Annotated in this window: 25 protein-coding genes; 16 read left to right on the top strand and 9 right to left on the bottom strand. The window is 44.4% G+C overall.

From position 1 onward, the window contains the following. Positions 1-20 precede the first annotated feature (20 nt). From ICN26_RS02360 to ICN26_RS02335, 6 genes are all read left to right on the top strand, one after another. Positions 21-2015 carry a hypothetical protein gene (locus ICN26_RS02360; RefSeq protein ID WP_216266563.1) on the top strand — a complete coding sequence of 665 codons (1995 nt, stop codon included), beginning with the start codon at positions 21-23 and terminating at the stop codon, positions 2013-2015. Between the two features lie 33 nt (positions 2016-2048). Then, on the top strand, positions 2049-2669 hold the full coding sequence (locus tag ICN26_RS02355; protein WP_216266561.1) for a hypothetical protein: 621 nt from the start codon (positions 2049-2051) through the stop codon (positions 2667-2669). Between the two features lie 103 nt (positions 2670-2772). Beyond that, the gene (locus ICN26_RS02350) at positions 2773-3516 is read left to right on the top strand and encodes a hypothetical protein (protein WP_216266558.1); all 744 of its coding nucleotides are present in this window, start codon (positions 2773-2775) and stop codon (positions 3514-3516) included. Continuing rightward, the gene (gene flgA, locus ICN26_RS02345) at positions 3516-4202 is read left to right on the top strand and encodes a flagellar basal body P-ring formation chaperone FlgA (protein WP_216266556.1); all 687 of its coding nucleotides are present in this window, start codon (positions 3516-3518) and stop codon (positions 4200-4202) included. Before ICN26_RS02350 ends, flgA begins: the two co-directional genes overlap by 1 nt. Positions 4203-4267: 65 nt before the next feature. After that, the gene (locus ICN26_RS02340; protein ID WP_215355917.1) at positions 4268-4618 is read left to right on the top strand and encodes a flagellar biosynthesis anti-sigma factor FlgM; all 351 of its coding nucleotides are present in this window, start codon (positions 4268-4270) and stop codon (positions 4616-4618) included. Positions 4619-4714: 96 nt separating this feature from the next. Next, positions 4715-5128, top strand: coding sequence for a hypothetical protein (locus ICN26_RS02335; protein WP_216266555.1), 414 nt, complete (start codon positions 4715-4717; stop codon positions 5126-5128). 19 nt (positions 5129-5147) lie between these two features. On the opposite strand, the gene ICN26_RS02330 is transcribed toward ICN26_RS02335, so the two are convergent. The 6 genes from ICN26_RS02330 to ICN26_RS02305 all read right to left on the bottom strand — a co-directional run bounded on the left by ICN26_RS02330 (position 5148) and on the right by ICN26_RS02305 (position 11991). Beyond that, positions 5148-5837 carry a FliA/WhiG family RNA polymerase sigma factor gene (locus ICN26_RS02330; RefSeq protein ID WP_215355921.1) on the bottom strand — a complete coding sequence of 230 codons (690 nt, stop codon included), beginning with the start codon at positions 5835-5837 and terminating at the stop codon, positions 5148-5150. A gap of 45 nt (positions 5838-5882) precedes the next feature. Further along, complete coding sequence (locus ICN26_RS02325) at positions 5883-6695, bottom strand: P-loop NTPase family protein (protein WP_216266552.1); 813 nt, start codon at positions 6693-6695, stop codon at positions 5883-5885. Then, positions 6692-8398 carry a flagellar biosynthesis GTPase FlhF gene (flhF, locus tag ICN26_RS02320; RefSeq protein ID WP_216266550.1) on the bottom strand — a complete coding sequence of 569 codons (1707 nt, stop codon included), beginning with the start codon at positions 8396-8398 and terminating at the stop codon, positions 6692-6694. The genes ICN26_RS02325 and flhF overlap by 4 nt, the downstream gene beginning before the upstream one ends. A 33-nt stretch (positions 8399-8431) precedes the next feature. Then, positions 8432-10522: a flagellar biosynthesis protein FlhA gene (gene flhA / locus ICN26_RS02315; RefSeq protein ID WP_216266548.1), complete on the bottom strand. Its 2091-nt coding sequence runs from the start codon at positions 10520-10522 to the stop codon at positions 8432-8434. A gap of 343 nt (positions 10523-10865) precedes the next feature. Then, positions 10866-11066 (bottom strand): hypothetical protein, encoded by a 201-nt coding sequence (locus tag ICN26_RS02310; protein WP_216266547.1) that lies wholly within the window; start codon positions 11064-11066, stop codon positions 10866-10868. A gap of 235 nt (positions 11067-11301) precedes the next feature. Next, positions 11302-11991 carry a tetratricopeptide repeat protein gene (locus tag ICN26_RS02305; protein ID WP_215355933.1) on the bottom strand — a complete coding sequence of 230 codons (690 nt, stop codon included), beginning with the start codon at positions 11989-11991 and terminating at the stop codon, positions 11302-11304. Positions 11992-12395: 404 nt separating this feature from the next. On the opposite strand from ICN26_RS02305, the gene ICN26_RS02300 reads away from it, so the two are divergent. From ICN26_RS02300 to ICN26_RS02275, 6 genes are all read left to right on the top strand, one after another. Then, positions 12396-13178: a flagellin gene (locus ICN26_RS02300; protein ID WP_216266545.1), complete on the top strand. Its 783-nt coding sequence runs from the start codon at positions 12396-12398 to the stop codon at positions 13176-13178. A 62-nt stretch (positions 13179-13240) separates the two neighbouring features. Next, positions 13241-13642 (top strand): flagellar protein FlaG, encoded by a 402-nt coding sequence (locus ICN26_RS02295; protein WP_216266544.1) that lies wholly within the window; start codon positions 13241-13243, stop codon positions 13640-13642. A 96-nt stretch (positions 13643-13738) separates the two neighbouring features. Continuing rightward, positions 13739-15163 carry a flagellar filament capping protein FliD gene (fliD, locus tag ICN26_RS02290; protein ID WP_216266542.1) on the top strand — a complete coding sequence of 475 codons (1425 nt, stop codon included), beginning with the start codon at positions 13739-13741 and terminating at the stop codon, positions 15161-15163. Between the two features lie 32 nt (positions 15164-15195). Then, positions 15196-15573: a flagellar export chaperone FliS gene (gene fliS, locus ICN26_RS02285; protein WP_216266540.1), complete on the top strand. Its 378-nt coding sequence runs from the start codon at positions 15196-15198 to the stop codon at positions 15571-15573. 74 nt (positions 15574-15647) lie between these two features. Beyond that, positions 15648-16709: a hypothetical protein gene (locus tag ICN26_RS02280; protein ID WP_216266538.1), complete on the top strand. Its 1062-nt coding sequence runs from the start codon at positions 15648-15650 to the stop codon at positions 16707-16709. Further along, positions 16709-17002 carry an EscU/YscU/HrcU family type III secretion system export apparatus switch protein gene (locus tag ICN26_RS02275; protein ID WP_216266536.1) on the top strand — a complete coding sequence of 98 codons (294 nt, stop codon included), beginning with the start codon at positions 16709-16711 and terminating at the stop codon, positions 17000-17002. The genes ICN26_RS02280 and ICN26_RS02275 overlap by 1 nt, the downstream gene beginning before the upstream one ends. A 76-nt stretch (positions 17003-17078) precedes the next feature. On the opposite strand, the gene fliE is transcribed toward ICN26_RS02275, so the two are convergent. Genes fliE through ICN26_RS02260 form a run of 3 tightly spaced genes read right to left on the bottom strand, consistent with a single transcriptional unit; the run spans position 17079 to position 20067 of the window. Then, positions 17079-17402, bottom strand: a complete 324-nt coding sequence (fliE, locus tag ICN26_RS02270; protein ID WP_216266534.1) for a flagellar hook-basal body complex protein FliE — start codon at positions 17400-17402, stop codon at positions 17079-17081. Positions 17403-17422: 20 nt separating this feature from the next. Further along, positions 17423-18898 carry a sigma-54-dependent transcriptional regulator gene (locus ICN26_RS02265; protein ID WP_216266531.1) on the bottom strand — a complete coding sequence of 492 codons (1476 nt, stop codon included), beginning with the start codon at positions 18896-18898 and terminating at the stop codon, positions 17423-17425. Between the two features lie 14 nt (positions 18899-18912). Further along, positions 18913-20067: a sensor histidine kinase gene (locus ICN26_RS02260; protein ID WP_216266529.1), complete on the bottom strand. Its 1155-nt coding sequence runs from the start codon at positions 20065-20067 to the stop codon at positions 18913-18915. A 161-nt stretch (positions 20068-20228) separates the two neighbouring features. Between ICN26_RS02260 and fliF the strand changes: the two genes are divergently transcribed. The 4 genes from fliF to ICN26_RS02240 are packed head-to-tail and all read left to right on the top strand — an operon-like array spanning position 20229 to position 25486. Then, complete coding sequence (fliF, locus tag ICN26_RS02255) at positions 20229-22178, top strand: flagellar basal-body MS-ring/collar protein FliF (protein ID WP_216266527.1); 1950 nt, start codon at positions 20229-20231, stop codon at positions 22176-22178. A gap of 17 nt (positions 22179-22195) precedes the next feature. Beyond that, positions 22196-23290, top strand: a complete 1095-nt coding sequence (gene fliG / locus ICN26_RS02250; RefSeq protein WP_052728712.1) for a flagellar motor switch protein FliG — start codon at positions 22196-22198, stop codon at positions 23288-23290. Further along, entirely contained in the window at positions 23277-24104 is an 828-nt protein-coding gene (locus ICN26_RS02245) for a FliH/SctL family protein (RefSeq protein WP_216266525.1), read from the top strand. The genes fliG and ICN26_RS02245 overlap by 14 nt, the downstream gene beginning before the upstream one ends. Further along, the gene (locus ICN26_RS02240; protein ID WP_216266524.1) at positions 24101-25486 is read left to right on the top strand and encodes a FliI/YscN family ATPase; all 1386 of its coding nucleotides are present in this window, start codon (positions 24101-24103) and stop codon (positions 25484-25486) included. The genes ICN26_RS02245 and ICN26_RS02240 overlap by 4 nt, the downstream gene beginning before the upstream one ends.

Genomic DNA, 25486 nt, shown 5'->3' with positions numbered 1-25486 from the left:
CGCTAGTCGAGATCATTTACATGAATAAGAAAAATAATAGCCATATCTTTTCCCAGCGCCCAATTCTTTTTTGGCAATGGGTATCGTACATTTCGTTTGCTCTTGTGCTGGCTGCTAGTATCGGCGCTTTTTTCTCTGCGCGTTCTTGGGTATCTGAGGGCAAGTATTTGCAATCGATTGATGGTGAGCAAGTAGAAGTTTTGCGTTTGATTCCTTTTTTAAAAGAGTTGCAGCAACAAACAAATGGCCCTATCGCCCTTGAACCCGCTTTTTTTGCGAACTTAAAAAAAGCCGAGATCTTCTTAAAATCAGCGACTGCAGACTTGAAGAACCAATCTGAGTTGAGTCCTAATTCAGTATCTACAGTATCGAGCAAGGGGATTAGTGAACCTAGTGCATTGAAGTCTTTAAGTGGAGGAGTGGCAGATCCAGCCATCAAAAAACCCAGCACAACTAAAGAAGCGGAATCGTCTATTCCTTTGTTACCTCTATCTGACAATCCGATCATCGCTCTCTTTCAAAGGATGGACTCTAAACTAATGTCAGTCGTTTTCGGTAAGCCAGAGAAATATGCCGTAATGTCTGATAAAAAAATTGACGAGGAGGGATCTGAGCAGACAGAGTCAGATAAAAAGTTCAAGAAAAATCCAAAACCTTCCACTCCGCTTGAGGTGCTACTAAGCGCTAAAGATACTGAACAGTCAATTGGAGTAATACTTGCACAAGAAAAGGGCTTAAATGATTTGGCTGTCTTAGCAAGGTCAGGTGAGGTATTAATTGGCTCTAAAGGACCGCTAGAGTTAGATAAATTACCCTCTGAATCTGCTGTAAAAAAATATGCAGAAAGTATAGATAATTTTGTCAAAGCACATAATGCTTGGCAAAAAAATATCACTGACCCTACTACAACATCAGATCTTCAAAAAACACTTGCTGCAGTTCTAGAGCAAAAGGTGATTCTGGAAATTGATATCGGTAAAAAAACAGCTGGTAAATCAAACCTTAAATCTACAGATGTAGCGCCGAAGGTACCGCAAAGTCCTTGGTATTCCAAGTTACCGCAAGAAAGTGCAGCAGTACTGAATACTTATGTTTTGAATATGCGGGTAATTAAGGACTTCGCTAACGACTATGGGTCTTTGCGTCTTGCAGCGCAAAAAAAATCCCAATCGATTCAATATTTTGACTTTAAGGGTGCCGGTGGATTTCTGGGATTAATTTTAGTTTCAGCCATTGCTGCTTTTGGAATTATGTTGGGTGCCTATATGGTGCTTATGAATACCGCTCGTAATGCGCAAGATTTGCAGCGGGCATCTAAACAAACTAAGGCTGCCGGTCAATTATTAAGATCAATTGACTTAGGTTTTGCGAGTGCGCCAAACAATAAAACATCCAAACCTAATTCGCAAAGCAGCGATTCTGATCAGTCGGCAGATCAGCTCAATGTGAAGACGGTGATGAATGTCATTTCTGAATTAAGTGATGATCTAAAAAATAGGATTAATAAAATTGATACGCACTTTAAAGTACTTGCGCAACTCAATATCAAATTACGACATTCGATTGACACACTGCATGAGAAGAGTGGCCAGATTCGTACAAATGCATCCGATAAAAATAGTAATTCACCGTATAGCCAAGAGATGGGTGTCAGTAGAGGCGGGCCTTTAGATCAACTGCAAGACGCCTTTTCTGCATTAAAGCAACAGGGCGTTCGTCTTTACTTGGCAATATTGGATAACCATTCTAGTAAACAGCTTGCTGTCGAAACAGAACAGCTAAATTTATTGGTCGAGAGAGTGGAGGCTACTGTATCGAAAATGCGTTCAACGCTAGCCACTGCATTAGAGCAAGCAACACCCCTAGAAGTACAAGCGCCGCAGATCTCTTTGGAAGCCATCGAGCTCTTGGGTATGGATGCTAAACAGGTAATGCGTGATCTACAGTTATGGCAAGGTGAGTTTGATGGGTTGAATAAAGCTTTTACTGAATTAAAACGAGAAGCAAGGGTCTAATGCAATTGATTTTTTATAAGGCGTAATGCAAATATGGCCGAAGAAAAACCCCTGTTTTTAATTGATATTGATCGCGCTATTGAGGGTCTGCAGTCTGCTGCTCCTAAAAAGGGCTCAGGGGATCCAGTGTCGATTGAGCCATTAATCATGCATAGTGTTGATTTAGCGAATGCCCTAGATGGCGCTGGATTAGATGCTTTAAGTGAGATGGCTAATGAATTAGCGCACTGCTTTAAGAATAACCATACACAAGCCTTTTTGGTGCTGGATGATCTAGTTAGTATTGTCAGGTCAGAAGTCGCGTTTACACATCCATCGGTGGCGAGTGAAGTCGCTTGTACTCTAGAGCAATTAAATCAAGCAAAAGCGTTATTCGCTAGCAAGTTGTCACAAATCAAAAACGGTCTACCAGTTGCTAAAAATCCTGATAATGAGCTATCGCCCCTTGGCAGGCCTTCTGAGATGATTCAGGAGGCGATGGAGACTGTCATTAGTGAGGTGGATAAACGGCCCTTCAGCAGAGCGCCAATTTCTGAGTTGCCCGCTACTCCAATAGTGCCCGAGGTATTCCCAGAACCTTCTCTCGCAGAACTGAGCGCCTTATTCGCGCCGCGCCTACAAGACGATTCTCCGGTAGTTTTTACCCCCCCCTGAGCCCAAGGCATTTTCTTTTCCTGAAGGTGTTACTCGCCCTCTAGATCGTGAAAATTCATTAGATTATTCAGGAAGTCAACGTTATTTAGATAAGCACTTTTCCTTGGATCGCGCCCACAACCTCAATCGTATGCAAATAGCGCGAAGTTTGGTCACTAAGACTGACAACTGGAATGCTGTAGAGCTTGATTTCTTGCTTGGTCGTGAACAGGATGAGTTGACAAAGGCTGGTCAACAATCGCTACGTCATGTATTTGAAAATTTGACAGATGAGCTCTTAATTGATGAGGTGTATGCTGATCCTGAGATTGTTCAGCAACTGGTTACGATCATTAGTATCTTGCCACCTTGCCCAAGTATTTTTGCAGTTCAGCAAGATTTAATGATTTTTATTGATTTGGACCATATAGCCTTATCGGATGAACATCTCTTGGCGGCAGGCAAAATGATGGCCGAAATTGGAGGCTCACTCGAAACTCATCACGAAGGAGTGCGTTTATCGTGCCCGTCTAGTCTATTAAGAATGCCAATGGTCTTTTTTGGCCGACATGGGCAAAACTATGCTGTTTCTGCAATTCAATATTTAGGGGAAGAGGCTATCAATAAACCGGTTGATAGCAAGGTAGATGCATTAGGTGAGATTTTGCATCCTGCCAGGATGATTAATTTGCTGGTGGGCAATCAGCATTACTCTATTTATGCCCATGAATTTTTAGGGGTTCAGAATATGAATATCCACCTTAATATCCCTAAATTAGTAGAGCGCCCTTATTGGCTGGCTGGTGTAGCCTTGGATGGCATGAATAATGTGTACCCTTGGGTAGCCTTGGATCGGTTTACCAAATAATGCCGCTTTTTAATCGTTTTTTGATAGTGCTGATATTTAGTACGCTGTCTTTTGGAGTTTATGCCGCTTTACCTCCGGATATTGAACAGGCTATCAAGCGATTCATTCAAAAAAGCCCCACTGTCAATGGTTTGCGGGTAGAGACAGAGTGGCTCGAACCAAATTTAACTATTCCAGCCTGCTTGGGCGGTAGTGTTGAGATTTTGACTCCCACAGGTTCGCGCTTGTGGGGAAGGTCGATGATCCAATTACGTTGCACTAAAGCTGCATGGTTAATTAATGTACCGGTCAATATCCATGCCTATGGAGATTATGTTGTAGCCAGTCGCTACCTACCTTTTGGTCAAAAGCTTGAAATTGGCGATATTCGGCTGATAGAGGGTGATTTAACCGTTCTACCAGATGATGTGTTGCGCAACCCCAGGGGGGCTTATGAGCGGATTTTAGGCAAATCTTTGCAAATGGGTATGCCAATTGGGCTAAACGATTTAAAAGAATCTGCCGTAATAAAAGTAGGAGATCCTGTTAGGATTCAATTAACAGGTAAAGATTTTCAGGTTTCTGGAGAAGGTATTGCCCAAACCCCTGGCATGATTGGGGATATGGTTAGAGTGCGATTATCTGATGGACAGGTTTTACAAGGCAAGGTATTAAGGCCAGGAATCATTAGCGTGAATATGGAATAAATCGCTAAAATGCTATAATGTTGTGTATCAATGTTGTGTTTTTAGACAGTGCTGGGGAGAATAAGATGAAAATTAATGAGAATGCACCACTAGTTCCGCCAAATGTTGGAACAGCTAAAGCTGTGCCAGGATCAAACTCTGCCGCCAGTACTAACAATCTAACATTAAATCAAACTCCGGCACCAGCAGTAAGTCGCCCCGCAGTTAATTTGGATATTGGGCTGACAGCTAAGCTGGCTGAAGCACAAAGTAGCACCAGCGCTGCTAATCAGGTTAGCGATGATCTGCTAATTAAAAAACTTCGCGACAAGGTTGCTAGCGGTCAATTTGAGATTGATTACACCCAAATCTCTCAGGCAATGTTAAAAGACGTAGTCGCAGCAATTGGGCAAAAACCAAATCGCCCCCAAAGCTAAGTTCTCCCCTTAGATCCGCTCAATTCTATTGATTTCGCTGTATTTTGCTCTCATTCTGAGCTCGAATTACTATAAACAGAAAAATCCAATTTTAAGATGGTAAAAGTTCAGCCATCAATGTCCTTTGATGACCTATTGTCGTTCTTAAAGGGCGTTGCAAGTGCTATTGAGGATTTGCGTGCTGCTTTGGAGGCGAATGATATGGATCGTCTGCCAGCATCACTGGAAAATACCAATGCCGCTTTGGATGCTATACAGAGTTATCCAGGCGGTACTGAGAAGCTCAAGCAAGATATTCACCAATTTGAGCCGGAAAAAACGACGCAATTATTAGTGCTACTCGATGAAGCCTCAGTCAATCACCAAATCAATGGGGATTTGATTCGTTTGGCCATGCAACGCAGCTCTGCTATGCAATCTTTTATTGCTCAGCAAGCACCAAGCGCAACTTACGGAAGTGATGGGGGAGTACCAGGATCGGTAGGCGGAGTGCTGTCCCGCAAAGTCTAGCGCAAAAAGCTTTTAAGAACTAAGACTTTAGTTTTGCCCGAATGCGGATCATACCTTGCGTATGAATCTGGCTAATGCGCCCAGGGGTAATATTCATAACCAGGGCAATTTCTCGATAAGATAGATCTTCTTGATAGTGTAGGGCCATCACTAACTTTTCATTATCAGGTAAACCTGACAAAATTTGGGCTATTCGTTCTGCAAATTGACTCATTGCTACAGAGCGCATCGGGTCAGATTCATCGGTATCCGAAGGCATGAGATCATCCGATAAATCATCCAACGGCATTAAATGCACCATATTAGTGATGATGGCATGGTATGACTCAATGCTCAAATCAGCGCCTTGGGCAATTTCTTTTTCCGATGGGTGGCGCCCTAAGGTCTGCTCTAAACGGCGCGTTACTTTTTCGATTCCAACAAGTTCATCGCGCTGATTGCGCGGCAAAATATCATTTTTGCGGCAGGAGTCATAAATAGCGCCCCGTATACGGGTTTTAGCATAGGCTTCAAATGCTAAATTGGGTTGGGGTTCATAGCGCTTAAGAGCATCCAATAAACCCGTTAACCCTTCCTGAATGAGATCATCTACCTCAACATTAGGCGGTAAGCGAGAACAAATTTGATGTGCAATCCGCTTTACCAGAGGTAAATGAGTGCGAATGGCTTCGTCAATATCAAGAGACGCAAAATAACTAGAAGGCTTCAATGACAGATCGCTTAAAGGCGGGGTTAAAGGTACATGACTGAATGCTTAACTGCTTATTTTGGCAGAAATTGCCTTAAAAAAACCCATTGGCAAAACAAATTCTTCTTGAGGGCCTTCGCTTGGCGCATTCCAACTTTGATCATCCGGATCTAATGTAACCCGCCGAGCCGTCACCGCAGCAATCCAGCCAATAAATTCAATCTCCTCATGCAGAGCAGATCTGGCGGCATTTTGTAGTCGTTCGAAAGCAGCGGTACCTGCAGATTCATCTTCTCCGCCAACGATGATGACTGCTAGTGGTTCATCTACTTGAAAAATAGCCATTTGGCGTAACATCACCAAGGCTTTGGTAAGCGATGCTTGATCTCCTGCGGTGACTAAAATCCGCTGAATATTGCTGCCATAGAACGCCACAATTTGTGCTTGCGGATCAATCGTGGGAAAGATGACATAGTCAATTCCCATCTGTTCTTGGATCAGTCGCACATCAAGCTGAGGATATTTTGCAAAGCGATGCTCAACTTCAGATCGTAGTTTGGTGCTAGTGGCATACCAAAGATATTCATCAATCTGACGAATACTGCGCGCTAAGGGCACGGCATTATTAAAGACTTGACCCAAATCATAGCGTGTCGGATATAAAAATCCAGACATAGTTTTACGTTGCGCGAGTGGAATTTCATCGACTAATAAAACATGGTTATTGTGTTGCTTCAGACTTTGGGCGGTGCCATGCCCCAAGTGAATTGTGCTATCAGCATCTAGAGTACTTGCAATACAAATAACGCGGCATAGCTCTGCGCCAAAGATATTGCGTAGCCCTTCAGCCTGATCGTTACCGCTCACTACCGTACTCATGAATTCACTTTACGAATCCAGTCACCCAGGTGATCTGACAAAATAGCAGGAACTTGTTCGTCGGTAATGGAAAACGTCTCAGAAAAAGCGCGCATTGCCATCGCGCGATGACTTAGGTAGTTAATATCGGGAAGACTTAAGTCTTCTGGTACCCGCTGACCATTTGAAACAAACAAAATAGACAAATCATGACGAATGACACTATCAATGACTGGCGCTAGGTGGGCTGCTTCATCAATTTTGGTAATGATGACAGAGTCTAATTTATTGTTGTGGCTATTTTGCATTGCTTGGTTATGCAAATTAATCACTTCTTCTTGGGTGCGTAAATCCGTAGTGGAGCTCATTACCAAAATCCGTTTTGCACGATCCGACCCATTTTGGAGCAGTTGGCATTGCTCAACCATCAGAGTATCCCGCTGACTCACGCCAGCAGTATCTAATAAAATAATTTTACGATTAGAAAACTCTTTAATTTTGCTTGCTAGATCATCACTATCGCGCAGCGCTGTGACAGAAAGACCTAAAATTTTTGCATAAGTCTTGAGTTGTTCTTGGGCCCCAATTCGGTAGGTATCGGTGGTGAGGAGGGCAACTTGATTACGACCATAGCGCAGAACACAGCGCGCTGCAATCTTGGCAACTGTAGTGGTTTTACCGACACCGGTCGGACCAATAAAGGCAAAGACACCGCCGCGATCAAAGAGATCAAACGCCCGAGAAGTTTTGATTAAGCACTTGACTTGTTCACGAGCGTTTTTAATAAGTTGTTGGGTATTGAAATCATCTGGTAAATTGCGGGCTATTTGAGCGCACAATTTAGGAGAAAAGCCACTATTAAGTAGGTGCTTCACAATCTCCGTTACGTGGGAACTTTCTTGTTGTATGTTGCCCCATAAGTTGCCAGCCACATGCGATTGCAGCAAATACTTAACCTCGCTAATTTCAGCAAGCAATTGCTCTACTTTTGGATTACTAGCCGCCGAGGTCGCTGGCAAAGCGCTAATTGCGCTTGCGGTATCGCTACTAATACTTGCCAACATTGAGGGTGCGGCGTTGGTAGCACTGTCAGCGGGGATTTCATTGGCAATCGGCGCTGGATTGAGTGCCGCTTTAGCATCTGCTTTTGCTTCTGCAAAGGCAGCCGCATCTTGTTTCTTTTTAGCACTGAGGGCGGCGCTAGGGCTAGCACTAAAGAAGGCATCGTTGTTCGATGGATTGATGACATTTGCGTCTCCGCGACGGATACGTTCAGCGCCATTAAAAGAGGCGGGCGTAAAAGTTTCAGAGCCTGGAGCTCTGACTGATCGCTCTGAGCGATCAGAACGTTCGGTTCTAGCAGGATTAAGGCGCAAAGAGCCTGAAGGTAAGTTAGCGCTAAATGGATTACGAGGACTTGGCGGTGCAATGGCACGATCAAAGCTAGAGCCAAAGTTGCTAACTGAGTTACTGCCCAAGTTGCTGCGTCCAATTGGTCTATCTGAGGAGTAATTTGGTGAGTAGCCCACTGGTTTTTTTACACTCTTATTGCTAGCTATTGTGGGGTCTGAAAGTGAAGCAAGATCTTCGGAGCTAATAGCAACAATCTCCACACCTTGGTCAATATCAGTGGTTGAGATCACCATGGCATCCGGCCCCATTCGCTTGCGAATCAGTTTTAAAGCTTCTGCCGAATTAGAGGCTGTAAATTTTTGGGGGCCCATGACGTTGCTCCAAATAGGGTTTCAATAATTATTTTAGGGGTTTTTGCCCGTTTGGGCGCAAAGTACTTTGTAAAACTCGAGATTAGATGTGGGCGGTAATTCACTTAAGGCTAAAACAATGGCTTGTGGGCAGACCCGTCTTGCAATCCGAGATAGCGTCATGCGGGTCCGAGTGCCACTGACAATGACCGGTGGAAGATTTTGACTCTCTAATTCTTGAACCCCGCTAATCACTTCTTCACCAAACATCCTGGCTAGAGAGGGTTCTATGAGACCATCTGGTGCAATAGCCCCTTGACCAATGGATTGCTCAATTAAGCGTTCAAATTCAGGTTGGATGCCTAGCACTTGGAAAGAGCTACCTTCACCCAACGAGTCTTGCACAATTGTGCGTCTTAATGCATAGCGAATATGAGATAGAACTTCTAGCGGATCATTCAGTTTGGCGGCATGCTCGCTAGCAACCTCTAAAATCGTGCGCATATCTTTAATCGGAATACTCTCGTCAAGTAAGAGCTGCAAAAGACGCTGCAACTGGGCAAGACTCACGACTTTAGGGATGACATCCTCCACTAGCTTGGGGTAGCTCATCTTAAAATGATCAATGAGATCTTGGGTCTCTTGACGCCCTAAGAGTTCAGCGGCATGTTGATGAATTAAATGATCTAAATGGGTGGTGATCACGACAGCTGGCTCCACTACGGTATATCCTTTGGCAATTGCCTCGTCGCGTAACTTACGATCAATCCAAACAGCAGGCATGCCAAAGGTGGGATCTTTTACCTCAATTCCTGGTAAGGTTTCATTACCACTTTGCTGAATTGCTAGCAGGCGATCAGGTAAGCATTGACCGCGACCTACCTCAGCACCATAAAGCAAAATACGATAGGTTTCAGCATTGAGTTGCAGGTTATCGCGAATATGCACTGAGGGAATTAAAAAGCCGACCTGTGACACAAACTTGCGCCTAATCGCCCGAATCCGCTTAATTAAATCACTTTCATCGCCTTTATCTACCAGCGGAATGAGTCGATAGGCTAGCTCTAAAGATAGCGGCTCGACAATTGGCACATCTTTCCATTCCAATTCTTGATTAACAGCGGCTGGCTGTGAAGCAGCCAGTTCAGCCGCTTTGGCTTGGCGATTGATCTTTTGATGCGCCAAGTAGGCCAAACCCCCAAAGAGCGCAGCAAAGCCCAGAAAAATAAAGTGCGGCATACCAGGCAGAACTCCTAGGATTCCCAATACTCCGGCCACCACTCCTAGAGCGCTACTGTTGGCTTCAAATTGCTTGGAGACTTGACCTGAAAAATCATCTTCGGTAGCAACGCGAGTCACCAAAATACCAGCTGCAGTAGAAATAATGAGTGCAGGGATTTGCGCAACCAAGCCATCACCAATGGTTAGGGCGGCAAAAGTGGCTAAGGCTTTGCCAAAGTCCATATTGTGTTGTAAAACCCCAATCAATAGGCCGCCAATGAGGTTAATAACCAAAATCATGATGCCCGCCATGGCATCGCCTCGTACAAACTTAGAAGCACCATCCATGGAGCCAAAAAAGTCTGCTTCTTGGGCCACATCAGCGCGCCGTGATTTAGCCTCTTCTTGTTGAATCAGGCCGGCATTCAAATCCGCATCAATTGCCATTTGTTTGCCGGGCATGGAATCTAAGGCAAAACGGGCAGAAACTTCGGCTACTCGTCCAGAGCCCTTGGTGATAACTACAAAGTTAATAATGGTGATCACGATAAAGATCACAATACCAACGGCAAAATTACCCCCAATTAAGAATACGCCAAAAGCTTCGATCACTTTTCCGGCAGCATCAGTGCCTTTGTAGCCCTCCATCAGCACAATTCTGGTAGAGGCTACATTGAGGGACAGGCGCAGTAAGGTGGTTAGAAGGAGTACCGTTGGAAAGGCAACAAAGTCTTTAAAGCTCTTAATATTGATCGCCGTAAAGAGGACGATGATCGACAGGGCAATGTTAAAAGTAAAAAGTACGTCTAAGAGAATTGCTGGCAAAGGCACCAGCATCATAATTAAGACAAGTAATACCAAGACAGGTATGGCACCTTGCGCGGATGGCTGTAGCCTAGTGATGTCAAAACCTAAGATCTTCATATCTTAATGAGTGCGGGTAAACAAGAGGATGTGAAGAAAGCCTTCAAAAATTGCCTTGAAAGTAACAAAACCACTACATATGGTAGAAAAGGAAATATTTGCCACTAAATATACCCCATCTGCTCTAAAAATAGGGGTAAAAAAGTCCCAAAAGTGTGAAAAAAGGCAAAAATTTCCTCATAACCTCCTGACCATGATCTTGGGTAGATCAAGTTTGTCCCTCAGTCGTTAATGCGGAAAGAAAAGACATGAATTGCTTTTCTTGTGTAGTGAGGTCCCGCAAGCCTTGTTTTATTTGCTTTTGGCTTTGATGTACTACCCGATTCGAACGTGCGACCTTCGCCTAGGCCTTGAGATGAATCGTGCTTGAGCCAACCTGCAGAGTTGATGTGGCCGTGATTTCAGCTGTTGTTTTAATCTTTGTGACTGAAACCGGGATATTGGCATTGCTATCAGGGTCACTGACAGGGGTTTTAGAGGCTATTAATGATTTAGGGACCAACAGAGGCGGTTGTGGAATTGAGTCATTGATAGCGCTGGACATGAAGAACCTTTCTTAGGACCAGTCAAGGAAAACAGTGCTTTCCTTCACGACTACCTCAAGATAGCTCAGGTCAGTATAGGCTTGAATTTTGGGATCTTTCAGTTATTTTAAATGCCGAGTAACATCATAGACAGGATATGCTCATGATTTTGCTCCCAACGAACTTCTCCTGAGGGCTATAAAGGTTGCATCTTTATAGGGTCGCTCTCCTTGCTACAGCTAATGAAAGTAATTACTACAGCGAGCGATAGAGTTTGCGCATATTTTGAATTTTCCAGAATTGCTGCTCTGCAGCATCATAGACTTTTGTGAAATCGCCCTTGATCGCTTTTTCAAAAATAATCAGACAGCGGTGCGCATGTTCATGCTTTTGTAGTGTGGCCAGAGTCAAGAAATAGAAGGCTTTGTCATAGTCTTGGGGGATAGCAGTACCTTTTTCATACAAAGTGCCCAGGTTATAGGCGGCCACTCTGCTACCTGCATTAGCTCCTACGGTGAGCAATTCGACGCCCCGAGGGATGTCTTTGGGAACCCCTTGGTCTAAGCCTGTTCCAAATACGTAAATATTGCCTAGATTGCAATAGGCATCCAAAACCTCATCTTTGATGGCTTTTTCATAGTATTGCACTGCTGTTTTCACATTACGGGCGATTTCACCCATACCTAATTCATACATCAGACCCACGTTGAAGTTGGCATAGCCATTACTCTCTCTGCTATATGAATTGAGCCATTCAAATAGCTTATTGACCTGCTCAGGGTTTAATTGCCCATCAAAGCACATTCTGGTCAGAGCAAAAGCAGCCTCCTCATCTGCCTCATTAACAGCTATATCAAAGAAGACCTCAAAAGCAGCTTCAAAGCGACCGCGTTCTAGGTTAGAAATGCCAGCTTGTAAGCGGGGATTATCAAATTCCATACTCATGGGAAACACTTTCTTAAATGGTCCTAAACATGCTTCTCAACCAATTTTAGGGTCAATTCCAAGGTTAATACAAGAAAGGGGTTCTGACTTAAGCAAAACCCAGGATTAAATCGCATCGTAGGGCTAGATTGATTAATTCATAGCATTACTGATCCCCGCCTAAGGCACTACTTTAGACAAAAGCAAGGCAATTCACGGTGCAATATGTGAGTGGATGCAAACGTGTATTTAAAAAATTAGTTTAATAAAAACAATGACTTATATTTTTCAGCACTAGAGCAAAAAGGTGGAGTAAAGAATATCTAAACACTTTCCAAAGCATCACCGTAAAAGAATAGGTATGAGGAGCTATTTGATGTTGGTCCTCTCTAACTTGAAATTAACTTGAAATAACGGAGAAAAACATGGCAACGGTAATCAACACCAATATGGCATCGATTTACGCTCAAAATAATTTGAGCGCAGCGCAAAGCAAGCTATCGACCTCAGTTCAGCGCCTTTCATCAGGATTACGTATTAATAGTGCAAAAGACGACTCTGCTGGCCTTGCAATTAGCATGGGTATGCAATCTCAAATTTACGGTATAGAACAGGCTAACCGCAATTTAAGCGACATTATCGGTATGGCGCAGGTCACAGAAACTGCGTTAGGGACAGTCCAAGATATGTTGTTGCGTCTCAAATCTTTGGGAACACAATACGGAAACGAGGCCTTAAGTTCAGGACAGCAGCAACAAATTAATACTGAAGCATCAGCCATCATTCAACAAATTAGCTTAACTAGGGTTGAAGCTGTCTACAACGGTATTGATTTGGTTGGAGTTGCTGCTGGGTCAACTTATAACGTTCAGTCTGGTGTAGAGACATCTACTACGATTGATTTTGTATCGGCAAATGCACTTATTAACACCACATCTACGACCTTTACTGCTGTGGATGCCGATTTGCTGCAGATCTCTTCGGAGCGCGCCAGAATGGGTGCATTAATATCACGTGCCACTTATTCTGCTCAAAACTTGGCGGCACAAAGCGCTAACTTAACACAAGCGCGTTCTGCGATTGTAGATACGGATTTTGCTGCAGAAACTGCAACATTAACCAAGGGCCAAATCATGCAACAGGCGGCCACTGCAATGCTAGCCCAAGCAAATCAGATGCCAAACGTGATTTTGTCATTGTTGAAGTAATTCGTTAAGATTGTGGGTACCAGGGTAAAAGCTGGTCCCACTTAACTTTTTAGGAGTAAGAGATGAGCGAGATAACAGCACGAAGCGTGGCTTCATCTGTAGCTAGTTCTTCGTCTCGGTTAAATCAACCTAACGGAACCACTTCTGGTGCGGTTGGGAAAACAAACACAGATGCAGTAGTTGTTGCAGCAGCAGCTAGCGCAGAATTTAAACCTTCCAATGTCAACCAGGTAATGCAACCAACCCGTGAAACAGTAGCGAAAGCGGCGGAGCAAATGCAACAGTTTGTCAGCTCCATGGGCCGAAATTTGAATTTCTCTATAGATTCAGAGTCGGGCTACCACGTTGTAAGAGTAACTAACCCTGCAACTGGTGAGGTGGTAAGGCAATTGCCCTCGGATGAGATGCTTAGACTATCGCATAGCTTGACCCAAATTTCTGCCCTAGTAAACCAAAAAGCGTGATTATCAGCTACTCCCATTAAAAATGGCACGAAATTTGCTTATAACAGAGAGTTAAAACCTCAGGCTATCGGCTGACACTCAAAGCGAGATTAAAAAATGGCTACATCTAGCATCAGCTCTGGTACAGCAGCGATTGATGTGACCGGCATGGTTGCAGGCCTAATGGCGGTAGAAAAAAAGCCTTTAGTAACCTTGCAGTCAAAAATTACTAGTCAAAATTTATTAATTAGTAACCTGGGATTACTAAAAAGCAAGGTAGCCGCTTTTCAAACGGCACTTCAGGCTGTTGAAAATCCAGACTCTTACTCTGCCGCAGTTGCAAGCAGCTCAAATGAATCGGCAGTTACAGTATCTAGTTCAACGGGAGCCTTGATCGGTAGCCATAATTTACAGGTTACCCAGTTAGCCAAACCTGCCCAATATATTTTTGCAAATGCAGCATTTTCAACTACTAATGGCTTAGTTGCTGGCTTCGATGACTATGATGACGGCGACGCCATTACTACCGATGACTCTTATACCTTTGATCTAACAGTAGCCGGCGAAACTAATAGCTTAGCTGTAGATAGTGAAACCACTATTGAAGATTTAAGTACTTGGATCAATGGGCTTGGTTTAGATGTTGCTGCCAGTGTTACCCAGACGACATCTGATCAATATGCCTTAATTATTCAGGGTACCCAATCTGGTTCAGACAATGAAATCACTTTTAGTGTCAGCGGTGGAAGTGATCCAATCTCATCAGCTACAGCACTAGAGGGCTCTGATTTAACGGCTTATGGTAACCAAGCTCAGGACGCGGAGTTTACCTTAGATGGCCTAGATTTTACGAGAACAGCCAACAATATTAGCGATTTGCTATCTGGCACAACATTTAATTTAGTTAGCACGGGTTCAGCCACTATCACTTTAGCAACCGGACCCGATGACGGACAGGAAGTAATCCAGGCATTCATTACCGCCTTCAATGATCTTGCTGCAACGTCCAAAAGGCTCACACAAAAAGGGGATGGCTCTACGACTGCTGGCTCACTATCAGGAACACCGGGGGTTCTATTTTTTATCAATCAAATTAAGTCTATGCTCTCAACAGGCATTACTTATGAAAGTGGCGGCGTTTCTACTGCTTTAGATTTATATGAGCTAGGTATCGATATCAATTCAGACGGCACGCTCCAATTTAACTCGACTAATTATGCAAGCACCGACAATATTGCAACCATCTTAGCCTCTGGAATTAATATCGGATCAACGAGTTTTTCCGACACTGATAATCTCGATACTTTTTTGACTTCACAGATACAGTCCGGTGGTGACTTAAGTGCCTTTATTAGCAATGAAAAAGATACTCTTTCTCAATTGAGTCAAAAAGAGGTAGCGTTACAAATGCGCCTCGATTCTAAGGAGAAAAGCTATATAAGCCAGTATTCCAGTTTAAATGCGCTATTATTTAACTTAAGCAATACCAGTAGCGCTTTAACTAGCGCATTAGATGGTTTGGTCAGCGGTCAGAATAATTAATGATTGGTTAGACGATCAAGAAAAGTGAAATGATGAATAAAGCAGCTCTTAAATACGAAGATAGCAACAACTTAACATCGGTTATGGCCGCTGATGCTCGAGAGCTTATTGTGTTGATTCATGAGAGGATATTTGACCACTTAAATACCGCAAAGGTAGCTCTGGAAAATAATGAGATGCCCTCCGATAGTTTTGCTAAGGCAAGTGACTTGATTATTAAAGGCTTGCTTGGCTGTTTAGATTATAAAAAAGGTAAAGAAATTGCTGAAAATCTGAGCGTAATTTACCTTTGGTCAATACAAGAATTGATTTCTGCTCGCGCTGAGCGTTCGGCTGATAAGGTTCAGGATGTGATAAACACATTAACTCCACTCTATGAGGCATGGGTAGAGATCTCTGACAGAGTTTAGTAGTCAATCAGCGGTGTTTGCAGTAAAAAACACCTCAGCAAGATTTAGGGAAATTTTTAGGCTGGAGAAGTAATATGCCGATACCAATACCCTCAAGCCTAGTCATCAACCCCATGGTGGATGTTCGTAAAAATGACTTAGTTACTCCACTTGCTGCCCCATCTACTGTAGAAAGCCTCAATGCAATAGATCCGCGTCTAGCGCTCAATATGCCTATGCCAGTAGTTGATTCTGCAGCAGGAAATGCAGTTCGGACTGCTTTGCAAAATGGTAATGTAAAAGAATTAAAAACAATGCTGGAGTCTGGCGAGCCTAGTGTTCAGCAGGCAGTTTTATTAGAAATTTCGAACCTTGCTTTGGGCAAATCTAATCTGTCAGCAAAGCTTACACAGGCTAATTTAAACAATCTAGTATCTGAGAATTTAAGCAAAATGGACAGTCTAGGAAGCGCCGCCTTAGGGCAATTGCTTTCTGAAATCTTGATTGCTGATACCCCAGAGATATCCCCGAGTAGACAAAATCAAGCCAACTTAAATCAGGCTAAAAGCGTAGTGGTGAATTGGCCGGCAATAGATCCCAGCAAGCCAAGTAATCAAGATCCAAAAGTGGCCATGGGGGCTCTGTACCTAAGTTTGCAAGCTTCTGGTATTTTTGCGGCCGATCAGTTAAAGCGTGTGCTATTTCCTGCGGGCAGTGCCGATGAAAAAATGGATTCTTTTCTGACGGCAGGTGATCAGCACAAAGCCAGTGAACTCATGGCGCAACTATCAAATGATTCGTCAATCATTCGCGATTCGATGCGTTTATTATTACGTGGCGACTTATTATGGCAAGGCCAATTAATGCCCAATGTTCAGGGTCGTCTATATCGCGAAGATGCCTGGCAATCAGATCCTCATCAGCCAAATCAATTGGAAAAGGGTAGTCGTATAACCCTAGAAGTGGGCTTACCTAACTTAGGCCCATTAAAGATTATTGGCACACAATTTGGCGAAAGTCTGCAGTTAATCGTTCAGGTAGATCCCACAGCACAAGCAAGCATGTCGAGAGCGTTTGCTACATTAGAAGAGCAATTACACACGCAAATTGATCCCAAGACGCGGGTTAGTTTGGGTCAAATAGAGGCGCCTGTGTAATGCAAGAGAAGGAAGAGAAAAAAATCCTCAAGGCAGTGGCGCTGAAGTATGAAATGAATAGTGCCGCGCCTCGGATTACGGGGCAGGGGGAGGGTTTTATTGCTGAAGCTATTTTGGCAAAAGCAAAAGAATTGGGTATCCCGACTAAAGTAGAACCTGAGTTAGTTGAGTTTTTAATGCAGCTCAAGCTTAATGAACTTGTTCCCCCTAAGCTTTATGCCGCTGTGGCAGAAGTACTCGCTTGGGCTTATGAATTAGATGGTAAAACGCCCGAAAGACCTACTCAGGAATAAGCGCTGAGATATCAATTTACTTTTTTATTGCCAGTGGGCTTTAAAGCAAAAAAATAGTTTAAGTAAATGCTAAATCTTAAACCTGAAGATTGGTCACTTCTTTGTAGGCTTCAACCAGTTTATTTCTCACTGCAATCATCCCCTGTAGTGAAAGATTGGCTTTTTGTAGAGAAACAATCACATCCTCTAATGAAGTATCTGATGCCCCAGAAGAAAAGGATTGAGCTTTAGCTTGAGCGCTGTTTGAAGCGGTACTGACATTCTCAATCGCGTTTTTCAATATCGCCGAGAAATCAACTCCGTTGGTAGCTTGAGAATCCGTAGAAACAGGTTTACCACTGGCTGCAGCAGCAAGCGCTTGCATCCGGGTAATCATGGCATCTACGTTTGGAGTACTCATGGTCATATTATCTAACAAAATCAATCATTAATAAAGCCAGCCTCTTTATAAGATTTCAGCTTGTAACGCAATGCACGAGCCGAAATCCCTAAAATTTCTACTGCCTTGGTTCTGTTGCCATCGACTTTAGCCAAGACTTTCAGAATATGTTCTCGCTCTACTGAATCAATGTCTTGCCCAATTTCATCAATAACTGATGCAATATTTATGCCACTTTCTGGGGTATAAACAATACTTTTCTCAGCAAGAGGTAAGTCGGGAATAGCATTTTTTGCTATTCCTGGCGGATTCATGCGTATATCCTCTAGCTCTAAGTCCTCCGCCAAAATTTGGTCTCCATCAGCTAGTAATACGGCTCTTTGGATAATATTCTCTAGTTCCCGAACGTTACCAGGCCAAGAATACGTTTTCAGCAGTTTTTTTGCCCCTTCACTCAATATGAGCTGATCTCGGCCAATATTCATGCGGTAACGGGATAAAAAGAAATCGGCAAGGGGCAAGATATCGAGTGGCCGCTTACAAAGCTCGGCAACGTGGATTGGGAATACGGCCAATCGAAAGTAGAGATCCTCCCGAAATTGACCGCTCTTAACCTGCTCTTGAAGGTTGCGATTGGTTGCTGCTATGACTCTGACATCGGCTTGGATGAGTTCAGTAGAGCCAATTCGTTCCACCATTTTGTCTTGCAACACTCGTAATAACTTCGCTTGCAAAGAGGCAGGCATTTCACCAATCTCATCTAGAAAAAGTGTGCCTTTATGGGCTTGCTCAAATTTGCCGGTTTGGGCTTTGGTAGCGCCAGTAAAGGAGCCCTTTTCATGTCCGAAAAGAATTGATTCCAGTAGGGTATCTGGAATCGCAGCGCAGTTAATCGCTATGTAGGGGCCATTCACTCTTTTGGAATGCAGGTGTATGTGACGAGCCACCAATTCCTTGCCTACTCCAGATTGGCCGGTGACCAAGACGCTCGTGTCCGTTCCCGCTACTCTCTCGCAGCGAGCAAATGTGGCAATCGTTTCGGGATCGGCAGCAATTAATTGATGCGCGGGGCTGCGAATCTCGGAGCCTACTAGTTGTGAGCCTTGAGTAGGAGTGACTACTTCAGATGTTTTGATGGATTCAGGTTGATTGCGGGCAATGATTTCAATGAGCTGCTGCGGCACAAACGGTTTAATTAAAAAATCCCTTGCACCAGCCCGAAGAGCCTCTACTGCTAATTTGGCATCTGCAAAGGCAGTCATGATGACTACCGCAAGATCAGGACATTCTTTTTGTGCGATCTTCAGTAAATCTAAACCAGTCATTCCTGGTAATTTGTAATCGGTTACTAAAACAGTTTTAAGATCTGCACGTAGTAAAGGAATGACTGTTTCAGCTCGCTGATGTGTCACAAAATCGATCTTATTCATACGTAAAGTGACCGCAATGGCCTCTCTGAGATCCTCATCATCTTCAATCAAAATCACGGGAAATGGTTGTGGGTCGCTAGCACGCATAGATATTTTCTAGGTTAAGGAATCAAGGAGGGTTGGGCATAAGGAAGCCTGATCTTAAAGACAGCGCCGTGTTTAGAGCTTTCCGCACTAATACTGCCTCGGTGCGTTTCAATAGTATTTTTTGCAATAGATAGGCCAAGCCCAGTACCATTGGCGCTAGTGGTTGCAAAGGGTTCAAATAAGGAATTGAGAATTTCCTTTGGGATACCTGGGCCTTGATCAGAAATCGTAATCGTGAGCATTTGCTGATCGTTGGCAGCCATCAAACTAACAATTTGATTTGTTTTGGAAACAGCAAGCGCATTTTCCAAAATTGCAACAATGGCATTGGAGATTGCTTTGGGCTCAACTAGTAGATTTCCCTGATTGATATTGCTCATGGTGACCGACAAACTGACTTGCTTAGCCTTAAAGAGAAACTGAATACTTGCCTGAGCCTCTTCAATGATTTGGGTAGCGTTTACCAATACTGTCTTATTGGGTTTGTTTGAAATAAAACGCAACATATCTTGGGATAATTTCTCAAGATCCAATAGTTGTTTGCGCAAGCGATCAGCGAATTCTTTAGCAGTGTCAGTGTTAATCTCTCCATCACACAGATGGGATGCATAAAGCAGTGCCGTTGCTAGGGGCGTACGAAATTGATGGGCTATACCAGCTGCCATGCGCCCCATGGCCGCTAAACGATTTTCTCGTTGCGTTTCTTCATGTCGCAAAATATTGGCAGTGATATCTTGAATTTGAATAAAACTGCGCGAGCCTTCGTTGATTCGAATAACTTGCACCGTTTTTTGTATGCGTTGATGAATACCCTTTTCTGCAATGACGTATTCCCCTGGGGTGATGGAGCCCAGCCAATCTGCTGGAATTTCAAAAGTTACCCCTGGTTTTAAATCAGGAAGAAAAATGAGCACAGCTGGGTTGTGTAATAAAACCACTTCGTTTTCCAGCAAAATCACCCCTGCTGGAATGGCATTGAGCAGAATCGCCAAGCGTTGATTTGACTTTTGTAGTTCGCTGCTGAGTTGGTTGATCTTGTCCTGCAGGGCGGTCTGTTGAGCCTCGAGTTTCTGGGATTCCGCGTAGAAAATCGCAAAAGCCTCTTCCAGATGTTTGGTGGCATCTAGGGTGTGCTGCTCGGGAGATAATTTGCTGGTATCTGGGTTCAATGAATGATTTTTTAAGGGATTTGATGATTAGGCAATATTTGCCGTTTTCTATAAAATAGGACTCAAGGATATCAACATTTAGGCAAAATAGGCAAAAATGTCCCATATATAGTGTTATGATCTTTTCAGAATCAGCCCTGACATGACGGAATCTATCAAAATTGAGTGAAGAAACGCAACCCGGAATACAGGAAAGTGAGCGAGATGCGGCAGTAGTCAATATTGGCTCGCAGGTTGCCGCTGCCCCGATAGCTCCAGCCAGCTCTTTTAGCGGGGGTGGTGGGTCACTCCCCCAAAGTTTAGTAGGCCTACAAAATCGCATCAAAGCGCTCAATGCTCAGCAACGCCTGATTTTGTCAGCAGCAGTATTTTTGGTAATAGCCGTACTGGTATTTGTTTTTATCTCTGGAAAAAGTAAAGACGACTATCGCATCTTGTTTTCCAGCATTAATGAGCGAGATGGGGCTGCAATCGTGGCAGCCTTACAACAAATGAACGTGCCTTACAAGTTCACCGAAGGCGGGGCAGCCATATTGGTGCCTGAATCCGCGGTTTATGAAACCCGATTGCGTTTGGCGGGTCAAGGCTTACCCAAGGCTGGTAATGTGGGTTTTGAGCTGCTCGAAAATCAAAAAATGGGAACGAGCCAGTTTGTAGAGCAAGTCAATTACCAGCGTGGTTTAGAAGGTGAATTAGCCCGTAGCATCAGCTCTTTAGCGCAAGTCAAGTCCGCAAGGGTCATGTTAGCGATTCCTAAGCAGACGGCTTTTATGCGCGAACAGGAAAAGCCTACTGCCTCTGTCATTGTGACGATGCACCCTGGACGCTTTTTAGATCCTCAGCAAGTTGCAGCCATTACCAATTTAGTGGGTTCTTCCGTCCCAAATCTTGGCCCCGCAAATGTAACAATTGTTGATTCAGAAGGCAGTTTGCTTGCACCTAATGCACAGCGTCTGGCAGGCTTGGATAGCACGCAACTAAAGTATGTTGCTGAACTTGAGGGTGCCCTGTCTAAGCGGGTGCAATCGATCTTAGAACCTGTCACTGGTAAGGAAAATGTCCGAGCGCAAGTCACGGTGGACATGGATTTTGGCGAGCTAGAGAGAACTGAAGAAACTTTTGGTCGTAATTCGCCACCCAATCAATCTTCGATTCGCAGTCAACAAACCAATGAAGCTGCCACTCCCAGCTCGACTACTTCTGGTGTTCCTGGCGCTTTAACCAATCAAGCGCCTGGCGCTGGGCAAGCGCCGATTAATACTCAAGCTGCTGGTGGTGCAGCGGGACCGCAAAACCTCAATGCACCCCCCACTAGTTCAGGTTCTAGCGCCAGCAATATTAAAAAAGATGCAACGATCAATTACGAGCTTGACCGCGCTATTCAGAGGATTAAGTCTGAGAAAGGTCAAGTCAGGAGGGTTTCAGCTGGTGTAGTGGTGAACTATAAACAGCCTGCTGGCGAAGATAAGGATGGGAAGCCCCGAAAACCGATTCCATATAACGCTAAAGAACTTGAGCAAATCAATAATTTAGTGAGGGATGCCGTCGGGTTTTCAGAGCGTCGTGGCGATAGCGTCAGCGTAGCTAACATTCCATTTAAGGTGGAGTTGAGTGATGAACCCCCGTTTTATAAGCAGCCTGGAATCATTGAGCTAAGCAAAGAATTCTTTAAGTTCGCCATTATTTTGGGCTCGCTCGGCTTGATGTTTTTTGGAGTTGTGCGCCCCTTACTCTTCCCTCCGAAAAAGGACGAAGTTATGGAAGAGCAGCGTATTGAGGAAGAGTTTGACGAGAAGATTAAAGCTGAAATGGCGCAGATGGATCCTCGGGCGCGTGAAAAGCGCCGTATGGAAGTGGAGCTCTTGCGCGAGCGCCAACGCCTTGCTGAAGAAGAAGAGCGAGCTAGAGCTGAAGAGGATCGCAAACGGACTGAAGAAGAGCGTAAACGGATCGACGAAGAGAAGAAGCAAGAGTACGAAGAGCTGCTTCAATACGCTAAGGATTTTGTGGAAAATAATCCTAGGGCAGTTTCTGCAATTTTCAAAGAGTGGTTGTCTGAAGATGCGGCTAAGCAAAATGCTGGCAATGCTGAAGCTGCGCCGGCCGTATAACATGAGGAGAATCTGTTTTGGCTGATGAAGCTCCCGTAGAAAAATCGCTATCGATAGCAGAGGCTCTGAAAGAGGGAGTCAAAGCTGCGCCTGTTGGCGGTACGATTTCTTTCGATGATTTGGACGGTGCTTCTCGTGCTGCAGTAATACTTTTGGCTGTTGGTGCTGAATCTGCAGCTAATGTGATGCGCGGTATGACTCCATTTGAGGTGCAACGCCTCTCAGGAAAGATGGCCGTCGTGCGTTCTTTAAGTAGAGATTTAGTATTAGAAGTGCTGCGGCAATTTAAGGACGTCAGCTCCAACAACACCCAAGTTGCATTTGACACTGATGATTTTATGCAGAACATGCTTACCAAAGCCATGGGCGCAGAAGGAGCTTCAGATCTATTAGGGCGCCTTGAGTCTACGCTGGACATGTCTGGTATCGAAACTCTGAAGCGCATGGAGTCAGATGTTCTGTATGAGCTTATCAAAAATGAACATCCGCAAATTATTGCAACCGTGATGGTGTTCCTGGATCCTACGCAAGCAGCCGGCCTGCTGAAGCTATTCCAAGATGAACTGCGTAACGAACTCATCTTGCGTATTGCTCTTTTGGAGAAAGTACAGCCAGCCGCTCTCAAAGAGTTGAACGAGGTAATGTCTCGCTCTTCTGGCCCAGATTCGGATTTCCGTCGCAGTACTGTTGGCGGCGTAGTACCTACTGCCGAGATTTTGAATATGCTTTCGGGTGGATTGGATAAAGTCGCTTTAGAAAATATTCGAAACTACAACAGTGACTTGGCAGATGCTATTCAAGAAAAAATGTTTGTCTTCGAAGACTTTTTGGAGCTGGAAGATCGTTCATTACAGACTTTATTGACAGAGGTTCCGCAAGAGACACTCATCATTGCGTTAAAAGGTGCAAGTCCAAAATTGCGTGAAAAAATCTTTAAGAATATGGCAAAACGCTCTGCTGATACAGTGCGTGAGGATCTCGAAACAAGGCCGCCTGTGAAGGTGATCGAAGTCGAGTTAAGTCAGAAAGATGTGATTGCGATAGCACGTGCCTTGAGTGAAGAGGGTCGAGTCAATATGGAGAGAGGTAAGTCCGCTGATGCCTTCCTCTGATGAGGACTCCTTGCTAACGCGATGGGAGCCACCTTCTTTTGATCCTCCTGCACCTCCTAAGCCACCTAAGGTGGCTCCGATTTACTACCCTACGGTTGAAGAAGTTGAAGCCATACGCGAGGCAGCTTACAAAGAGGCTTATGAGCTTGGCTCCAATCAAGGCTTTGTAGAAGGTCGTGAAGCGGGTTATAACGAGGGTAAGGCAACTGGTCATGAAGAGGGATATAAAGTAGGGTACCAAGACGCAGAAGAAGAGATACTGCGTTTGCAAAATGCCTTGGGTCATCTTTTAGAGGCAGTAAGTGGTATGCCTGAGGCTATTGCAGAACCGCTAACACAATTTAGCTTTGAAATCGCCTCACGTTTAAGCGCAAACAGTTCTATGGAGCGCGCTCCTTTTGTCATGGCGGTGCAAGAAGCGCTGATGCGTTTACCTCGACCTGGTGAGAATCTTTATCTACGCTTACGCGCTGAAGAGGTGGAAACTTGGAGAAGAATTGTTGAAGATCCAGGTTTGCCATTTAATTGCACTATCTTAGTAGATGCAGATGTTCGCCCTGGGCATGCTTACGTAGAGGTGAGTGGTGCTCGTATTGATGTGGGGGTTGAAGCGCGTATCGCATTAGTCAAGGCCGCCTTGGGTTTAGATGGTGTAGCAATGCAAGACGAGAAAGGAATTACTCCAAAATCTTCTGCCGCACTCTTAGATAATCAGTTTGATAGTGAGTCGCACACTGCAGAAGAGAAGTATCCTGAAAAAGATATACAGAGCGATTCTGAAATGAATCCTGATGATCAGGCGAATCTAAAATGAGTGTTTTGCAAGCTCATGAGTTGGTAGATCAGATAGAGTTGCGGCGCCAACATCTCATGCAAACGCCTTACTCGATTCGAGAAGGGAAGTTAAAGCGCGTCTCTGGAATTGTTTTAGAGGTTGAAGGCTTGCCAATGAGCATTGGGTCTGGCGCAACCATCCTATCCGAGTTGGGCGGCAAGACTTATGATGCCGAGTGTATTGGCTTTAATGGTGCCATCACTTATTTGATGCCGATTGATGCTATGGAAAATATTTCGCCAGGTGCATTAGTGTATCCAGCAAATACGCCCTTTAATTCTGGTGCAGGTTATATCTCTAGTAGCGTAGGTGAACCCTTGACGATTGGCGAGAGTTTGCTTGGCAGAGTAGTCGATGGTTTGGGCCGACCAATCGATGGGAAGGGTTACGGTGAAAAACAATTTTCACCCATCATTCAAAGAATGTTAAATCCCTTGGACAGAACGCCTATCCACGAACCATTGGATGTTGGTATTCAGGCAGTCAATGGTTTGTTAACAGTAGGCCGTGGTCAACGCGTTGGAATATTTGCGGGTTCCGGTGTCGGTAAAAGTGTTTTATTAGGAATGCTCGCGCGCAATTGTGTTGCTGATGTCATTGTGATTGGTCTAGTTGGCGAGCGTGGCCGTGAAGTGCGGGAGTTTTGTGAAGATACTCTAGGACCAGAATCCTTTAAGCGTGCTGTGGTTGTTGCTGCACCTGCAGATGCTTCCCCTTTAGCGCGCTCAAAAGGAGCGTCATACGCAACCGATGTGGCGATCTGGTTTCGAGATCAAGGCAAACATGTAGTTTTGATTGTGGATTCACTCACCCGTTATGCCATGGCTTTGCGAGAAATTGGCCTTAGCTTGGGAGAGGCACCGGTTGCACGTGGCTATCCGCCTAGTGTATTCGCCCGCATGCCTGAGTTAGTTGAGCGAGTCGGCAATGGCGCCAACCCCGATGGCTCGATCACTGCTTTTTATACTGTGTTGCTCGAGGGTGATGACACTAATGATCCTGTTGCTGATACAGCTCGCGGTATTTTAGATGGGCACTTCTTCCTTTCTAGAGAGTTAGCCGATAGCGGACACTACCCAGCTATTGATGTGGAGAAATCAATTTCTCGTGTAATGCCAAAAGTAGTCTCTAAAGAGCACCTACTTTCTGCTAGAAGAATGAAGCAGCTATACAGCCGATACATGCGGGGTAGAGATCTAGTTTCAATGGGCGCTTATATTGCAGGTAGCGATCCAGAATTAGACGCTGCTTTGCAAGCTTGGCCCAAAATTCAGGCTTTTTTACAGCAAGACGCCGATGTAACTGTGCCAATAGATCAAACTGAGAGCTTGTTAGCTGAAATTAGCCCGCCCAACCCGTAA

It is taken from the genome of Polynucleobacter hallstattensis (assembly GCF_018881835.1).
Lineage (GTDB): Bacteria > Pseudomonadota > Gammaproteobacteria > Burkholderiales > Burkholderiaceae > Polynucleobacter > Polynucleobacter hallstattensis.
This window is presented reverse-complemented; position numbering and strand designations above follow the sequence as displayed.